The organism is Actinoplanes sp. DH11 (assembly GCF_020873875.1).
In the GTDB taxonomy this organism is placed as follows: Bacteria; Actinomycetota; Actinomycetes; order Mycobacteriales; family Micromonosporaceae; genus Actinoplanes.
Genome location: NZ_JAHWGU010000022.1, coordinates 148,711 through 164,026 on the forward strand (window position 1 = coordinate 148,711; position 15,316 = coordinate 164,026).

The 15,316-nt window shown below is 72.7% G+C and carries 12 protein-coding genes and 1 pseudogene; 5 read left to right on the forward strand and 8 right to left on the reverse strand.

All coding sequences use genetic code 11. The annotated features are described in order from the left end of the window. Positions 1-256 precede the first annotated feature (256 nt). From LPA41_RS28735 to LPA41_RS28745, 3 genes are all read right to left on the reverse strand, one after another. The gene (locus LPA41_RS28735) at positions 257-1,156 is read right to left on the reverse strand and encodes a DUF3152 domain-containing protein (protein WP_229074017.1); all 900 of its coding nucleotides are present in this window, start codon (positions 1,154-1,156) and stop codon (positions 257-259) included. 71 nt (positions 1,157-1,227) lie between these two features. Next, positions 1,228-2,187: an alpha/beta fold hydrolase gene (locus tag LPA41_RS28740; RefSeq protein ID WP_229074018.1), complete on the reverse strand. Its 960-nt coding sequence runs from the start codon at positions 2,185-2,187 to the stop codon at positions 1,228-1,230. Then, complete coding sequence (locus tag LPA41_RS28745; protein ID WP_229074019.1) at positions 2,187-4,322, reverse strand: Daple; 2,136 nt, start codon at positions 4,320-4,322, stop codon at positions 2,187-2,189. Before LPA41_RS28745 ends, LPA41_RS28740 begins: the two co-directional genes overlap by 1 nt. Before the next feature lie 306 nt (positions 4,323-4,628). Between LPA41_RS28745 and LPA41_RS28750 the strand changes: the two genes are divergently transcribed. The 3 genes from LPA41_RS28750 to LPA41_RS28760 all read left to right on the forward strand — a co-directional run bounded on the left by LPA41_RS28750 (position 4,629) and on the right by LPA41_RS28760 (position 7,871). Then, a complete protein-coding gene (locus LPA41_RS28750; protein WP_229074020.1) occupies positions 4,629-5,288 on the forward strand; it encodes a TetR/AcrR family transcriptional regulator in 660 nt (219 codons plus the stop codon). Positions 5,289-5,325: 37 nt separating this feature from the next. Next, positions 5,326-5,550 (forward strand): DUF3107 domain-containing protein, encoded by a 225-nt coding sequence (locus tag LPA41_RS28755; protein ID WP_229074021.1) that lies wholly within the window; start codon positions 5,326-5,328, stop codon positions 5,548-5,550. Between the two features lie 281 nt (positions 5,551-5,831). Further along, positions 5,832-7,871 (forward strand): DEAD/DEAH box helicase, encoded by a 2,040-nt coding sequence (locus tag LPA41_RS28760; protein WP_229074022.1) that lies wholly within the window; start codon positions 5,832-5,834, stop codon positions 7,869-7,871. Positions 7,872-8,242: 371 nt separating this feature from the next. On the opposite strand, the gene LPA41_RS28765 is transcribed toward LPA41_RS28760, so the two are convergent. Continuing rightward, complete coding sequence (locus LPA41_RS28765) at positions 8,243-8,902, reverse strand: heme oxygenase (biliverdin-producing) (RefSeq protein WP_229074023.1); 660 nt, start codon at positions 8,900-8,902, stop codon at positions 8,243-8,245. 77 nt (positions 8,903-8,979) lie between these two features. Here LPA41_RS28765 and LPA41_RS28770 point away from each other — a divergent pair, with 77 nt between their 5' ends. Beyond that, positions 8,980-10,125, forward strand: coding sequence for an SAM-dependent methyltransferase (locus LPA41_RS28770; RefSeq protein ID WP_229074024.1), 1,146 nt, complete (start codon positions 8,980-8,982; stop codon positions 10,123-10,125). Here the strand turns inward: LPA41_RS28770 and LPA41_RS28775 are convergent. Further along, positions 10,118-11,203: a hypothetical protein gene (locus LPA41_RS28775; protein ID WP_229074025.1), complete on the reverse strand. Its 1,086-nt coding sequence runs from the start codon at positions 11,201-11,203 to the stop codon at positions 10,118-10,120. The genes LPA41_RS28770 and LPA41_RS28775 overlap by 8 nt on opposite strands. Continuing rightward, the gene (locus tag LPA41_RS28780; RefSeq protein ID WP_229074026.1) at positions 11,196-11,408 is read right to left on the reverse strand and encodes a heavy-metal-associated domain-containing protein; all 213 of its coding nucleotides are present in this window, start codon (positions 11,406-11,408) and stop codon (positions 11,196-11,198) included. The genes LPA41_RS28775 and LPA41_RS28780 overlap by 8 nt, the downstream gene beginning before the upstream one ends. Positions 11,409-11,545: 137 nt before the next feature. Between LPA41_RS28780 and LPA41_RS28785 the strand changes: the two are divergent. Next, a pseudogene (locus tag LPA41_RS28785) lies at positions 11,546-11,968 on the forward strand (GNAT family N-acetyltransferase); the annotation flags it as partial. Between the two features lie 129 nt (positions 11,969-12,097). Here LPA41_RS28785 and LPA41_RS28790 read toward each other — a convergent pair. Together LPA41_RS28790 and LPA41_RS28795 are read right to left on the reverse strand one after the other, a co-directional pair. Continuing rightward, positions 12,098-14,224, reverse strand: a complete 2,127-nt coding sequence (locus tag LPA41_RS28790) for a RecQ family ATP-dependent DNA helicase (protein WP_229074027.1) — start codon at positions 14,222-14,224, stop codon at positions 12,098-12,100. A 314-nt stretch (positions 14,225-14,538) separates the two neighbouring features. Beyond that, on the reverse strand, positions 14,539-15,316 hold a 778-nt coding region (locus LPA41_RS28795; protein WP_229074028.1), incomplete at its 5' end, for a transposase.

Genomic DNA, 15,316 nt, shown 5'->3' on the forward strand with positions numbered 1-15,316 from the left:
CCCGGGCCGGTGGCAGGCCGGCCAACAGCGCGGCCTCGGCCCGGGAGCGCTCGGCTGGGGAACGCCGGCCGGAGGGAACACCGGGATCAACGGAACCATTTGTCGCGTTTGCCATAGCAAGCGCCAGCCTGCCACGAGTCGCCGCTTGTCACAGGACTTTCGCGTTTCCGACCCGAAGATCCGGGATCGCGTCGGCCAGTTCCGCCGGAAAGCCGCCCACGCACGCACAGCGCCGGCCGCGCCCGGCAGAAAGCCGTCAGATCGCCGGACCGGTGAAGCTGCGGTTGTCGCGGCGAGGCCAGGCATAGGGGACGCAACCCCGCAGGGTCAGGGTCTGCTGGACCATCACCGGGGCGGGACCGCCGGCCTTGGGGCAGTTCTGGTGGCCGTGGCCGAGTTCGTGGCCGACCTCGTGGTTGATGACGTACTTGCGGTACGTGTCCAGGCCGATCTTCGCGTCCATGTAGGGCTTGGCGGAGACCCGCCAGCGGTCCAGGTTGATGACGGCTTTGCCGGGGGTGCGGCACGAGGTGTACGGGACACCGCCGACCCGGATATTGGTGCCACCGCGGGCGCACATCTGGCCGGCGGTGTCGCGGGTGGCGAGGTAGACGGTGAAGTCGGACCGGTCGGCGCCGGTGACCATCTGGAGGCGGACGTTGTCGTTGCCGATCCAGCTGCGCTTGTCACCGAGGATGGACCGCACCTGGGCGCCGAAGGACTCGACGTCCTCGTTGCTGCCCTTCTCCACGGCCACCCGGAAGCGGCGCAACTGCCCTTTGTCGCCGAGGACGGGACTGCGCTTCGACCCGTACAAGAATTGGCCCGAACCGTGCGTGGGCACCTTGCCGGGCAGTCGCAGCAGGCCTGCCTCCGGGAAGATGCCGGAGGCCGAAGGCGAGGCTTCCAGCGCCCGGGAGGCCGACGGCGACGGGGTGGCCGACGCGGAGTCAGCGGGCGAGGCGAAGACGAAGGTGGGTGACGCGGCCGCGGCGGCGTTCCCGGCAGGCTCCGGGCCGGCGACGATCCGGTTGCCGATCATGACGGCGATGATCAGCACGAGGATCACGCCCAGGATCACCAGCCAGGACTGGCGCCACCGGTCGGTCGGGGCAGAGTTCCGCGGGCCGGCGGGCGGCGAGGCTGGAGACATCATGGGTTTTCCAGGTTGGCACATGCCGTCGAAGCGGGTGCACCGAGTTGATCGAGTGCGGCGCGCGACACATCTCAGCGTTTCGCGGTCGCCGCCACCTCGTCGAGCAGTCCGGCGATGCCCCGGGCCACCAGGCGGGGGACCTCCATCTGGGCGACGTGGCCGACGCCCGGCAGCACCAGCAGCCGGCTGTCCGGGATCGCGCGCGCCACCTGCGTGGGCACCCGCGGGTCGACCAGCTTGTCGTTGAGGCCGCCGATCACCAGCGTGGGCGCCTGCACCCGGGCGGCGAGGCGCCACTGCGAGTTGTCGCCCGGCAGGTAGGCCCGCAGGAAGCTGCCGACCAGACCGCGCAGCGTGCCCAGGTAGGCCTTCGGGTAGTGCGCCACCGTGTAGCGCAGCTGGATCTCCTCCATCGCCTCGGCGCGGCGTTGCGGATGCACCTTCGTGGTGTCGCCGAAGCAGGCCGCGAGCACCTGCTCGGCCATCTGCTCGGCGGTGACCCGGGTCAGCGCCCACGCCATCAGCCGTTCCGCCCCGGGCAGGGCGAGCAGCGGCAGCACCGGGCCCTGCGCCGTGCGGCGCGGGTTGAGGAACGGCATGGCCGGTGAGATGAGCGTGAGGGTACGCACCAGGTCGGGCCGCAGGGCCGCGACGCGCACCGAGATGGAACCGCCCAGCGAGTTGCCGATCAGGTGGACCGGGCCGCGGCCGGAGTGGTCCAGGTAGTCGATCAGGGTGGCCGCGAAGGCCGGGATCGAGTATTTCGGGATGGCGTCGCTGTAGCCGAAACCGGGCAGGTCGACAGCCTGCCCGTCGAGCCGGTCGGCAAGCAGGCCGGCCAGGTCGGTGAAGTTCTGCGAGGAGCCGCCGAGGCCGTGCACGTAGACGGCCGGCTCGGCGCCGGGGTGCCCGGGAGTGTCCCGGACGTGCAGCATCGCGTCGCCGACCGTGACCCGGCGAGCGGGCCAGGGCGGTGGGATCTCGTCCGCCGGCAACAGCGCGCTGTCGTCGGCCAGTACCGCGCCTCTCATCAAGCCAAGAGTGCCTCAAGCCGCCGGTTGACTGCCGCAAGTGTGGCGCGGACCATGGCGTGCCGGTCGTCGCCGGTCACCACGGCCGAACCGGCCAGCTGCTCCACCCAGCCGCCCTCGCAGGAGAGCAGCAGCACCACGACCGCCACCTGCATCGAGCCGAACGACACCGCGGCGGCGTGTTCGACGAAGCAGCGGGCCGGGCCGTGTTCGTGCTGGGACGTGGCGAGCAGTTCGTCGACCGCGCCGGCGGTGGCCGTGGCGCAGAGCCGCAGCAGGTATCCGTCGACGGCCGGGCCGGTCGCGACGCCGGAGGCGGACCGGCCGCCGGCGCGCAGACGGACCTCGACGCTGGCGTCCGCGCCGAACGTGTTGACGTGCACGTTCTCGATGACCACGCGCGGACCCGGGGTGTCGCCCGGGTCGAGTGGGCGCGGCCTGCTCGCGTCGGCCGGCACCAGGGAGGTGCGCTGCTCGACGGGCGGGGCGGCCACCTGCCGAGTTCGCTGGACCGGGGCCGGACTGCTGCCGTAGGGGGCCGGGGCGAGGCCGCTGCCGTAGCCGGTCGGCGCCGAGGCCGGGCCGCTGCCGTAGCCGGCCGGCGCCGCGGAGATCGGGTCGGGTCCTGCCGGTGGCACCGGGACCGGCGGCTCCGCCGGCGCCGGGACCCGGGACTCGGGTAGCGCCGCGGCCTGGGTGAACGAGCCGAGGGACGCCGAAGCCTGGGTGAACGTGTTCGGGGACGCCGAGGCCTGGGTGAACGTGTTCGGAGACGCCGAGACCGGGCCGGGAGAGCGTGGCGGCGCCGAGACGGGCGCCGGCGAACGCGGCGGCGCCGACACCGGGGCGGACGACCGTGGCGGCGCCGAGACCGGCGCGGACGCGCGCGGAGGAGCTGACACCGGGGCGGCGGTGACCGGCGCGGCCGGTGCGGGCGGGAACGACGCGGCCTCGGTGGCGGCGGCCGGCGCCGGGGGTGCCGAGGCCGGGGCGGACGAGACCGGTGCCGGGACCGAGGCGCGGCCGGGGCGGGACTGGCCGGGCAGGAACGGGGCGACCGGGCTGTCCCCCGGCATTGCCGCGTCCAGGCCCATCCGCTCCTGGAGCAGCCTGGCCACCTGACGGCTCACCTCGGCCGGGTCGGCGCCGTCGGCCAGGTCCAGCCGCAGGCTGTGCGCCCCGGCGGGGGTGGCCCGCAGCGACGCGTCCCGCACACCGCCGACCTCACGGACGGCGGCCAGGATGTCCTGAACGTCGAAACCCTCCTGCCGCTCCTGTGCCGGCACGACGTCGCCGCGACGCAGGTGCGTCGCGATGCGCGCCAGGGCGGGCGCCTCGGCCGATGGCTCCACGGAGGGCGGCTCCGGAACTCTGGGGACGTCAGGCTGGGCCGGCACCCGCTGCGGCAGCGCGCCGCTGGGCTCGGTCATCGCGGCGACGAGTGCGCTTTCCGGCTCCTCGGCCGGAGGGGCGGCGGGGTACGGGTTGACGTCCTCGGTGGCTGGGGGGAAGGCGACCGGCGCCGGCTCGTAACGACGCCCGAAGCCGCCCGCATCGTACGACGGCCGGGCCACCACGGCACTGTTGTCGACCGGCCGCCGGTCGCTCATCGTCGCCGGCTCGACCTGCGGGAGGCCCTGCGCCAGGGTGTCAGTGAGCAGCGCGTGCCGCGATCGCTCCGGCGGGGCGGCCGGTGACGCGGGCGCGGTTGCCGGTGACGCGCTTGCGGCGGCCGGTGACGTGGTTGCGGTGGCCGGCACCCAGTCGGGGCGGGCCGGCGGCACGGCGGCACGAGGGGCCGGCGGCGCCGCGTAGGTGTCGTCGAGGTCACCCTCGTACGGGTATGGCGGGGCGCTGCTCGGCAGCGGAGGCGCGCCGAAGCCGCCGCCCGAGGTGGGTCCGGGTGCCTCCGGGGGCTTGCCGGCGCCGGGCGTGCGGCGGTGCCCGAGGATCTCGGCGAGCCGGCTGCGCTCACCGGGCCACGGTGAGGGCGGCTCGGTTGCCCCGGACGGGGGAATTTCGGCGGGAGTCTGCGCGGGCACCGCGGAGGACGGCGCGGACCCGAACGGGTTCTCCGGCGGGAACTGCTGCCGCCCGAACGGGCGACCTTCCGACGGGCGACGCCACGACGGCACATCCGCCTCCTGCTCCGGCGCCGCGCCCGCGGTAGACCACGGACTCTCGGCGTTGGCCCATCCGTTCACTCGACTGCGGTCACGCGAGTCGGCACCGTTGCCGCTCCCTGTGGCTCCGGCGTCTCCGGAATGCCCTGATTCATCCACCGCGTGCTCCTCGCTCGCCCCAGCTGAGGCTACCGTGTGGTTGCAGTGGCGATAAGTTGCAGCGTCGCGACAATTGCCCGCACGACCGCGACGAGCGCCGATCCGGGCAATCAACGACGTACAAACCGCGGGGACCGACCCCCTGGAGGTTGAAGAGATATGACCGCTGCGTCCGGCGGGGCACAGACCGCCCGACCCACCCGCCTGCCACGTTCGGCCCGCCGCAAGCAGCTGCTGGCCGCCGCGCAGCAGGTCTTTGTCGCGCATGGCTATCACGCCGCGGCGATGGACGACATCGCGGAGCGGGCGGGTGTCTCGAAACCCGTCCTCTACCAGCACTTCCCCGGCAAGCTGGAGCTCTATCTGGCCCTTCTCGACACGCATTGCGACGCGATAATCGCCAAGGTGCGGGGCGCCATGCTCGCGACCCCCGACAACAAGGAGCGCGTCAAGGGCGCGGTCCGGGCGTACTTCGACTTCATGGATCACGAGAGCGAGGCGTTCCGGCTCGTCTTCGAGTCGGACCTGCGCAACGACCCGCAGGTGCGCCAGCGGGTGGAACGCGTCGAGCAGGGCTGCATCGCCGCTGTGACGGACACCATCATCTCGGACACCGGGCTCCGGCCCGACCAGGCCGAGCTGCTCGCCTCCGGCCTCGCCGGGGCGGCCGGGCAGGCCGCACAGTTCTGGCTCGCGAACGGACGGCGTACGCCCAAAGCTGAAGCCGAAGCGCTCGTAGCTGCACTGATCTGGCGCGGCATCGCCAGCTTCCCGCTGCAGGGCGGCTCAACGGCCGGAACCGCGCCGGAAATCGGATAGCCTCACTGGCGGTAGACGGTTGACAGAGGAGGGCCCCGTGGAGGTCAAGATCGGCGTGCAACATTCGCCGCGTGAGCTGGTGCTGGAGAGCGCGCAGACCCCGGCGGAGGTCGAGCAGGCGGTGTCCGAGGCGCTCGCCAAGGACAGCGTCCTGACGCTCACGGACGAGAAGGGCCGCAAGGTGATCATTCCGATCGCCAAGGTGGCCTACGTGGAGATCGCCGAGGCGTCGCACCGCCCGTTCGGTTTCACCACGCGCTGACGTCTGGAAGTACTACGGGAGGGCACCCTGATCGCAGGGTTCCCTCCCGTAACTTTGCTCATCCGTGCGTGCGGCTCCTGGTCGGGTAGACTTGCGCCGTCGCCGTCCTCGTCGATTCGTCAGATCGACCCGGTCCGGGCCCGCCTGCACCACAACACAGGGCCCGTGATGCACGGCGATCGCGCGTGCGGCCCGCTTATTTTGCGTGTGGCCCGCGCCAAAACGAGACCGCGCCCCAGACATCCGACGGGCGCACCACGAGAGGGCACCCGTAAAACTTCATGACCGACATTGAGCAAGCTCTAGTACCCGTCACCACCCGTGCGCCGGTCCGCCCGGACAGCCCCACCTTCGCCGACCTCGGCGTCCGCGCCGAGACCGTGGAGGCGCTGTCCTCGGCGGGCATCACCCACGCGTTCGCGATCCAGGAGTACGCGCTGCCGATCGCCCTGCGCGGCACCGACCTCATCGGCCAGGCGCCCACCGGCACCGGCAAGACCCTCGGATTCGGCCTGCCCCTGCTCGAGCGCGTCCTGGCCCCGTCCGAGGGCGCCGACGGCCAGCCGCAGGCCCTCGTCGTCGTGCCCACCCGCGAGCTCGGCCTCCAGGTCGCCCGGGACCTCGCGGCGGCGGGCAGCACCCGGGGCGTCCGGGTCCTGCCGATCTACGGCGGCGTGGCGTACGAACCACAGGTCGACACCCTGAAGAAGGGCGTCGAGATCCTGGTCGGCACTCCCGGCCGGCTGCTCGACCTGGCCAAGCAGAAGCAGCTGAAGCTCGGCTCCGTCCGCGCCCTGGTGCTCGACGAGGCCGACCGGATGCTGGACCTCGGCTTCCTGGAGGACGTCGAGAAGATCCTGTCGATGCTGCCCGAGAAGCGGCAGACGATGCTTTTCTCGGCCACCATGCCCGACCCGATCGTGGCGCTGTCCCGCCGGTTCCTGCACAACCCGGTCACCATCCACGCCGGCCACACCACGGAGAGCGCCGCCTCACCGCTGACCAAGCAGGTCGTCTACCGCACCCACCCGCTGAACAAGCTGGAGATGGTCGCGCGGATCCTGCAGGCCCGCGGCCGCAGCCTCACGATGATCTTCACGCGCACCAAGCGGGCCGCCGACCGGGTCGCCGAGGACCTCGACTTCCGCGGTTTCGCGGTCGCAGCCGTGCACGGCGACCTGGGTCAGGGCGCGCGCGAGCGGGCCCTGCGGGCGTTCCGCACCGGCAAGATCGATGTGCTCGTCGCGACCGACGTCGCGGCCCGTGGCCTCGATGTCTCCGGCGTCACACACGTGATCAACTACGACTGCCCGGAAGACCCGGAGACCTACACCCACCGCATCGGCCGGACCGGCCGGGCGGGCGCCACCGGTAACGCGATCACGTTCGTGGACTGGGAGGACATGCCGCGCTGGGTGCTGATCGACAAGTCGCTCGGCCTGGGCATGCCGCAACCGCCGGAGACGTACCACACCAGCCCGGCGCTCTACGCCGACCTGGACATCCCGACCGACATCTCCGGCACCCTGCCGACCGCCGACCGCAGCCGCGCCGGCCTCTCCGCCGAGGTCGAGGAGGACCTGGGTGGCGTCGGCCGCCGCCAGGGTGGCCGGGGCCGCGACCGTGATCGCGACCGCGACCGCGGACGTGGCGGGCGTTCCCGGGGCGGCTCCGCGCCGGCCGTCGAGAGCGCCGCTCCCACCGAGGACGCGACCGAGCGGCCCAAGCGCCAGCGCCGCCGCCGCCGGGTCGCCGACACCGAGCCGGCGACCACGGGTTCCCCGGCCCCCGAGTCGGTGACCACCGGTTCCCCTGCCGCCGACACCGAGCCGGCGACCACGGGTTCCCCTGCCGCCGACACGGTGACCACCGGTTCCCCTGCGACGGCTTCGGTGGCCACTGAGATCCCGGCCGCCGAGCAGGCGACCGCGGTGGCTCCGGCCGACGGTGACGGGGCCGCCGCTCCGCGAGCCCGGACGCGTCGCCGCCGCACCACCGCGGCACCGGCCGTCGCCTTCTCCGAGGGCGCCGCACCCGACGGCACCGCAGCTCAGGGCACCGCAGCTCCGAGCACCGCAGCTCCGGACGTCGCAGCTCAGGGCGTCGCGGCCGAGCGTGCGGCCGTCGAGCACGCCGCGGCCGGTGGCGCCGCTGTCGAGAGCAACGCCGTCGAAGGCGCCGCAGCCGCGATCGCGGGCACCCCGCCCGAGACGACGGCTCCTCGCCGGCGCCGGCGTCGCCCTGCCGCCAGCACCGCCGAAACCGCGGACGCCGGCATGTCCGGCGGCTCCGAGGCCGGCGTCGGCACCGCCGAGGCCTGACGGCCAGGCCCGGTCCGGCGGCGCCCGACACCGGGCGCTGACCGGCCGCATCCGGCGCCGAGCGCCGATCGGCCACATCTGGCGCCAGGCGCCGATCGGCTGCACCGAAGCACGGGACCACGGACGGTCCCGTGCCGCCGGGCTCAGCGCGGCGTGCTTCGCTTCAACCGGCGTTGCACGAGCTCAGCCCGGCGCACGCCGGCTCGGCCCGGTCCGGCATCCCCCAACCCGGGTCCGGCACTCGTCCGGCTCGATCCGGCATACCCAAACCGGCCCCGCATCCCCAAGCCCGGTCCGGCACTCTTCCGGCTCCATCCGGCATCCCCGAGCCCGGCCCGGCAGCGCCCCGGCTGGGCGTGGGGTTGCTCAGGTCAGGTCCAGCGGTCCTCCAGCTCGGCCAGCAGCGTGAGGTTGAGCCGGTAGGCCGCCGCCACCTCGTCGAGGAAGGCGTCCTGCTCGGTGTGGGTCCAGGGCACGGCGTTGAGCTGATCGCGGTACCGGCCTCGGAACAGCGGCGGGTCGACGCCCTCGAAGACGAAGAAGCGGTAACCGTCGCGGCGGAAACCGTACGCCTCGACCAGCCGGTGGCCCAGCCATTGGCCGCCGGAGAGGTCGCCGAGGTAGCGGGTGCAGTGATGTGCCACATAGCCGGTGGCCCGGTCGAAGGCCGCGCTGCGGATGCGGGTGCAGTACGTGGTGGTGGCGGGGAGGGCGGCGATCCGGCTCTGCCACCGGGCGCCGTACAGGAAACGCAGGTCGGTCTCGAGCGCCGGGAGCCGGAACAGTTCCGGGTAGACGAAGTGCCGGGCGATCGGGTCGTCGGTCATCGCGGCCGCGGCCAGTTCCAGCGACTCGTAGACGAACCAGTGCTGGGCGGCGAGTTCCGCATACGCCGCCAGGGGCAGCCGCCCGGTGGCGAGCCCTTCGACGAACCGGCTGCGCCGCGCGACGGCCCGGCCCTCCCGGGTGACCTCACGCAGCCTGGAGGTGAGCGCGCCCGCCATCAGCGACACGGCGGCACCTCCCTTCACCGCAGCTCAACCTAACCGGGTCACGCCAGCTCCACGACCCCTCGGGGAGTTCCGGCGGCCCGGGCAGAATGGAAGACATGCCAGTACCGCTCGATCAAGCACTTGCCGAGGTCCGCGAGCTGCTGCTCGCCCCGGGTCTGACGCGGGCCGTCGCCGCCGGCCGACGCCGCGGCCACACACCGTCGGTGACCCGCGCGCAGGTGCGGCCCGTGACGCTCAAGTCCGGGACGAAACTACAGATCGTCACCGATGACGGCGCCCGCCCGTTCACCCGTAACGTCGCGCCCGGCGACGAGGCGGCCGCCGCGCTCGACGAGCTGCTCGCCGAGCCGTTCGGCAACTGGCACGTGGAGACCGATTCCGCCACCATCCAGGTGCGGATCACCAAGAAGGGCGACGCCCAGGTGCACCGGGCCGCCACGACCGCCGCCCGGCCGGCGCCGGAGCAGGGCCACGACCGGACGAAGCAGTGGCTGCTCGACCCGGGCGACCCGCTCTTCGAGGTGATCGGTGGCAACGCCGCGAAACGCCGTCAGATCGACGCGTTCCTGCGCGCGCTCGCCGCGACGCTGCCCGAGCAGCTGCCGGAACCGTTGCGCGTCGTGGACCTGGGCTGCGGAAACGCGTACCTCACCTTCGCCGCCTATCGCTATCTGGCCGCGCGCGGCGCGCAGGTCCAGGTGGTGGGCGTCGATGTCCGCGAGGACCAGAGGGTACGCAACACCGCCGTCGCGGAGCGGCTGGGCTGCGCCGAGCAGGTGACGTTCGTGGCCGGGACGATCGAGGACGCCGAGCTGCCGTTCGCGCCGGACCTGGTGCTCGCGCTGCACGCCTGCGACACCGCGACCGATCAGGCGCTGGCCCGGGCGGTGCGCTGGGAGGCCCGCTGGGTGCTGGCGGCGCCCTGCTGCCACCACGACATCGCGGCGCAGCTGAAGAACGCCAAGACCCCGTTCCCGTACGGGGAGACGACCCGGCACGCCATCCTCCGGGAACGGTTCGCCGACGTCCTGACCGACTCGTTGCGTGCCGGCCTGCTGCGGCTCAACGGGTACCGCGTCGACGTCGTGGAGTTCGTGGACTCCGCGCACACCCCGCGCAACCTGCTGCTCCGGGCCCGCCGCACGGGTGCCGCGCCGACCCCCGAGCAGCAGGCGGAGTACGACGAGATGACCGGCCAGTGGGGTGTGACGCCCGCGCTGGCGACGATGCTCGTCAGCTGACGACGACCGTCCAGGCCGCCGTGGAGACCTTCCCGGCGACCTGGAAGTCGAAGAACATCCGGTAGGTGCCGGGGCTCGGCGCGGCCAGCCAGAACTTGACCCGCCCGTCGACCAGCTGGTTCTCCGGGTGCACGTGGACGTAGGCCAGGTCGTTCTCGCGCAGCACGACCAGATGTCCGAACGCGCCCAGGTACGGCTCGACGGTCACCGGCTTGCCGGCGGTGTCCGTGACGGTCATCAGAAGGGGCTGGGTGGACTCGGTTCCGGGCGTCCCCTCGTACGCGATCTGGTGACCCGCCGTGGTCGCGGTCCGCGCCGGATCCGGCAGGGTGACCGGAACGTAGTTGCCGGCGACCGTCAGATCGCTACCCAGGGTGGTGGCGATCTGGGTGCCGCCGACGAGCGCCGTGAAGTCGGCGATCATGCGGTAGCTGCCCGGCTCGGTCAGCGTGAGATCGATCGTCCAGGTCCCGTCGGCGGCCATCTCCGGGTGCAGGTGCTGGAAGCCGCTGAGGTCACGGCGGATCACGATGAGGTGCAACGGCTTGTCGTGGACGACGGCGTACGTCGTGATCGGGGCGCCGCCCGGCCCGTGCACGGTGAACTCGAGCTTCTGCGGCCGCCCGGCCGTGAACACCGTGGTCACCGGCACCAGCGTCAGACCGGACGCGCTGAGCGACAGCCCGCCGACCGCCGCCCCCGCGGCCGCACCCCCCGCACCGGGGGCGGGGGTCGCGGGGCCGTGCACGTGCGGCTGACTCTCGTCGACGACCGTGGCGGTCGCCGCGGGCGTGGCGGCCGCAGTACCGGTGCCGGTGCCGGTGCCGGTCGTGCCGGCTGCCGTCCCGCCGTTGAGCCGGCCCAGCCCGTAACCGGCGAAGAGCACGACGATCAGCAACGCCCCGAAGGCGGCGAACCGGAAGCCGGCGCTCGGCGACCCCGACGGGGAGCGGCCCAGGCTGCCCAGGACCGGGGCGTCGTCGGTCTCAGCCCGCGCCTCCGGGGCCGGGTGGGCTTCGGCGTCCGGCGTGCGCGAGGCGGTCGGGTCCGGCGTCCGTGAAGCTGTCGGGTCAGGCATCCGCGAGCTCGTAGCCGGCCTCGTCGACGGCCGCGCGCACGTCGTCGGCGGCGAGCGGTGTCTCGCTTGTCACTGTCACGCCGCCGGAGGCGAGGTCGACCTGGACGTCGGAGACTCCGGGCAGCGCCGAAATCTCGGTGGTCACCGCCTGGACGCAGTGCGCGCACGTCATGCCGCTCACCTGGTAGGTGCTGGTCACCGCCATCGTGGGCCCTCCTGGAGACTCGGCCGGATCCATCGATCATACCCCCCACCCGTATGAACGACTTCTGCCCTGAGAGTTGGTCGCGCCCACCCGCCGCCGAGTTCCCGGGGTCCGTGCCGTTCGGTAGATTCCGCCGCGTGACGGAGCGCAGGCGTGGACAGTACGTGCTGACCGAGGACCGGGACCGGGTCGACCTGGATCGGGTGCACCGGTGGTTGTCGGACGAGTCCTACTGGGCAGCGGGCCGGGAACGCGACGTCGTGGCCCGGTCGATCGACGGCTCCCTGCCGTTCTCGGTCCTGCTCGGCGAGGAACAGGTCGGGTTCGCCCGCGTGGTGACCGACGGCGCCACGTTCGCGTGGATCTGCGACGTGTTCGTGGACCCGGCGCATCGCGGACACGGCCTCGGCACCTGGCTGGTCGACAGCATCGTGGCGAGCCTCACCGACCGGGGGATCCTGCGCCTGCTGCTGGCCACCCGCGACGCGCACGAGGTGTACCGGCGGTCCGGGTTCGAGCCGCTGGCGGGGGCCCAGCGGTTCATGGAGCTCGACCGCAGACCCACGCGCAACGCGATCCTCGGCTTCCTGGCCGCCGATCCGGCCGGTCCCGTCGCCGGCTCCCCGGCCGATGAGCCCCCGGCCGGTTCCCAGGCGGGTGAGCCCTCGGCCGGTTCTCAGGCCGGTTCCTCAGCCGGCAACGGCCAGGGCGAGGGGCAGGACGGCGTCGGCACCGGCACGGCGTAGCGCGCGGCCGGCCAGCGTCATCGTCCAGCCCGAGTCGACCAGGTCGTCGACGAGCAGCAGCGGGCCGCTGTGGTCCGCCAGGCCGGCGGCCAGTTCCGGTGGGACGGTGAAGGCCTCGTGCAATGCCCGTACGCGCTGGGCGCTGTTGCCCCGCGCCAGCTCCTCCCCCGCGTGCTCGCTGCTCAGAGCACCGAGAAGCGGCAGCCGGCCGACCTTCGCGATGTGCTCGGCGAGGCTGTGGACAAGTTGTGGACGACGGTGTGAACCGACCGCCACCACCGCCACCGGGCGCTCCTGCCAGGCGTCGTCGCCGTGCGCCCAGGACTTGAGCACCTCCACCACCGCGGCGGCCAGTTCGGCCGGGATCGGGGCGTCCGGTGAGTCCGCGCCGACCAGCGCGCGCAGCCGGCTGCCCCAGCCCAGGTCGGAGAGGCGGCCGACCGCACGGCCCGGTTCGATCTGCTCGCCCGGCGGGATCTTGCCCTTCAACCCGACACCGACGGCGGCCAGTCCGGTCGGCCACATCTTCTTCGGCGTGACCTCGACACCCGGCCGGCCCAGGAAGCCGTCCGCGGCGGTCAGGGCGGCCGGGGAGATCTCGGTGTCGAAAAGCGGGCCGGCACAGTTGTCGCAGCGGCCGCAGGGCTTCGCTTCCGGGTCGTCGAGACAGGTGCGGAGGAATTCCATCCGGCAGGTGCTCGTACGCGCGTACTCGATCATGGTCTGTTGTTCCGCGGAGCGTGCCTCCGCGACGCGCCGCAACCGCACGCCGTCATAGGTCCACGGCTCGCCGGTGGCCAGCCAGCCACCGCGCGTGCGCCGCACCGCGCCGTCCACATCCAGCACCTTGAGCATCAGCTCCAGGCGGGTGCGGCGCAGGTCGACGAGGGGTTCCAGGGCCTGGGTGGAGATCGGCTGATCCGGGGAGAGGCGGGACAGCACCTGCCGCACCTGGTCCTCGGGCGGGAACGCGAGGGAGGCGAAGTACCGCCAGATCGCGGCGTCCTCCGGGCCCGGCAGCAGCACCACCTCGGCGTGCTCGACCGCGCGACCGGCCCGGCCCACCTGCTGGTAGTAGGCGATCGGCGACGGCGGTGCGCCCAGGTGCACGACGAACCCGAGGTCCGGCTTGTCGAAGCCCATCCCCAGCGCGGACGTCGCCACCAACGCCTTGATCTTGTTGTCCAGCAGGTCCTGCTCGGCCGCCCGGCGGTCCGCGTCCTCGACCTGGCCGGTGTACGACGCCACGGCGAACCCCCGCGACCGCAGGAACTCCGCCGTCTCGGTCGCCGCCGCCACCGTCAGCGTGTAGACGATCCCCGAACCCGGCAGCCGGTCCAGGTGGTCGGCGAGCCAGGCCAGCCGGTGCGCCGGATCGGCGAGATCGAGCACCGCGAGCCGCAGCGAATCCCGGTCCAGCGGGCCGCGCAGCACCAACGCGTCACCGAGCTGGTCGGCGACGTCCGCGGTGACCCGGGCGTTCGCGGTGGCCGTCGTCGCCAGCACCGGCGTCTGCGACGGCAGACCCGCCAGGAACGTCCGCAACCGCCGGTAGTCGGGCCGGAAGTCGTGCCCCCAGTCCGACACGCAGTGTGCCTCGTCCACCACGAGCAACCCCGTGCTCGACGCCAAACCGGGCAGCACATTGTCCCGGAAGTCCGGGTTGTTCAGCCGCTCCGGGCTGATCAGCAGCACGTCGACCTCACCGGCACGGACCTCGGCCTCGATCAGCGACCACTCGTCCAGGTTCGCCGAGTTGATCGTCCGCGCCCGGATGCCGGCCCGGGCGGCCGCGTCGACCTGGTTACGCATCAGCGCCAGCAGCGGCGACACGATCACCGTGGGGCCGGTGTTGCCGGCCGCCCGCAGCAGGGCCGTGGCCACGAAATAGACGGCCGATTTCCCCCAGCCGGTGCGCTGCACGCAGAGCACCCGCCGCCGGTCCACGGTGAGTGCCTCGATCGCGCGCCACTGGTCCTCACGGAGGCGCGCGCCCTCCCCGGCCAGGCGGCGCAGCACCTCCTCGGCGCGCTCCCGAACGGCGGCCCGGTCCTGCGTTGTCTCAGTCACCCGGCATGTCTATCAGCCGGCACGGGCAGACCCCGAGTTATCCACAGCCGCGGCCCGTTTGTCCACAGTCGCGGCGCGGTTACGGCACGGGATCGCGGCGCACGGTCACGGCACGGGATCGCGGCGCACGGTCACGGCACGGGATCGCGGCGCACGGTTACGGCACGGGATCGCGGCGCACGGTCGCGGCACGGGATCGCGGCGCGGCGGCAGAGGCGGCTGGCGTTGTTGATCTGCTAGCGCTACGAAATCGCTGTGATCAAGGGGTTGAAACCGCGATTTCGCGTCGCTAGCGACTCTGTTGCCCATTGTGGTTAGGGGGTGGGTTGTAGGCGTGCGAGGTGGCTGGTGTGTGGGGTTTGGAGGTGGTGGCCGGTCCAGTAGGCGTAGAGGCGGATGAGGTTGAGGGCGGTGGCTTTGAAGGCGTGTTCGAGGGTGGTTTTGCGTATGCCGTGGTAGCGGGCGTGGCGGGTGTCGGTGGTTTTGACGGATTGGGCGATGGTGGCTTCGATGCCGGCGCGGTGGGCGTAGGTGGCCTGCCATTGTTTGGTGGTTTGTTGGGTGCGGGCGTTGTCGAGGGCTTGTTGGATGGGTTGAGGGCGGATGGTGAGGTAGCGGCGGCTGGCGGTGGTGCAGCGGGTTTTGGCGGGGCAGGGGCGGCAGACGGTGGTGGTGAAGGCGATCGAGATGATGTCGGTGTCGCCTCGGCGGCCGGGGATCCAGGTGGAGGTGGTGTGGCCTTGCGGGCAGGTCGCCTGCTGCTGGTCGTAGTCGATGGTGAACGCGGTGCGGTCGTAGCCGCCGGGGGTGGTGGCTTGGGTGCAGGTGTCGGCCAGGACCGGGGTGATCAGGGTGATCCCGAAGGTGGTGTGGCTGGAGACCAGCAGGTCGGCTGAGGGGTAGCCGGAGTCGAGGTAGTGCTCGGCGGGGAGCAGGTCGCGGCGGGCCAGTTGCTGGTGGATGGATTCGGTCATCGTGGTGTCCGCGGTGGTGGCGTCAGTGGTGGCGATGTTGGTGATCAGGTTCGGTGGCGGTGGGGTGCCGGTGGTGCCGGGTTCGCCCGGTGTGGCGTCGCAGGTTTCGCTGATGTGC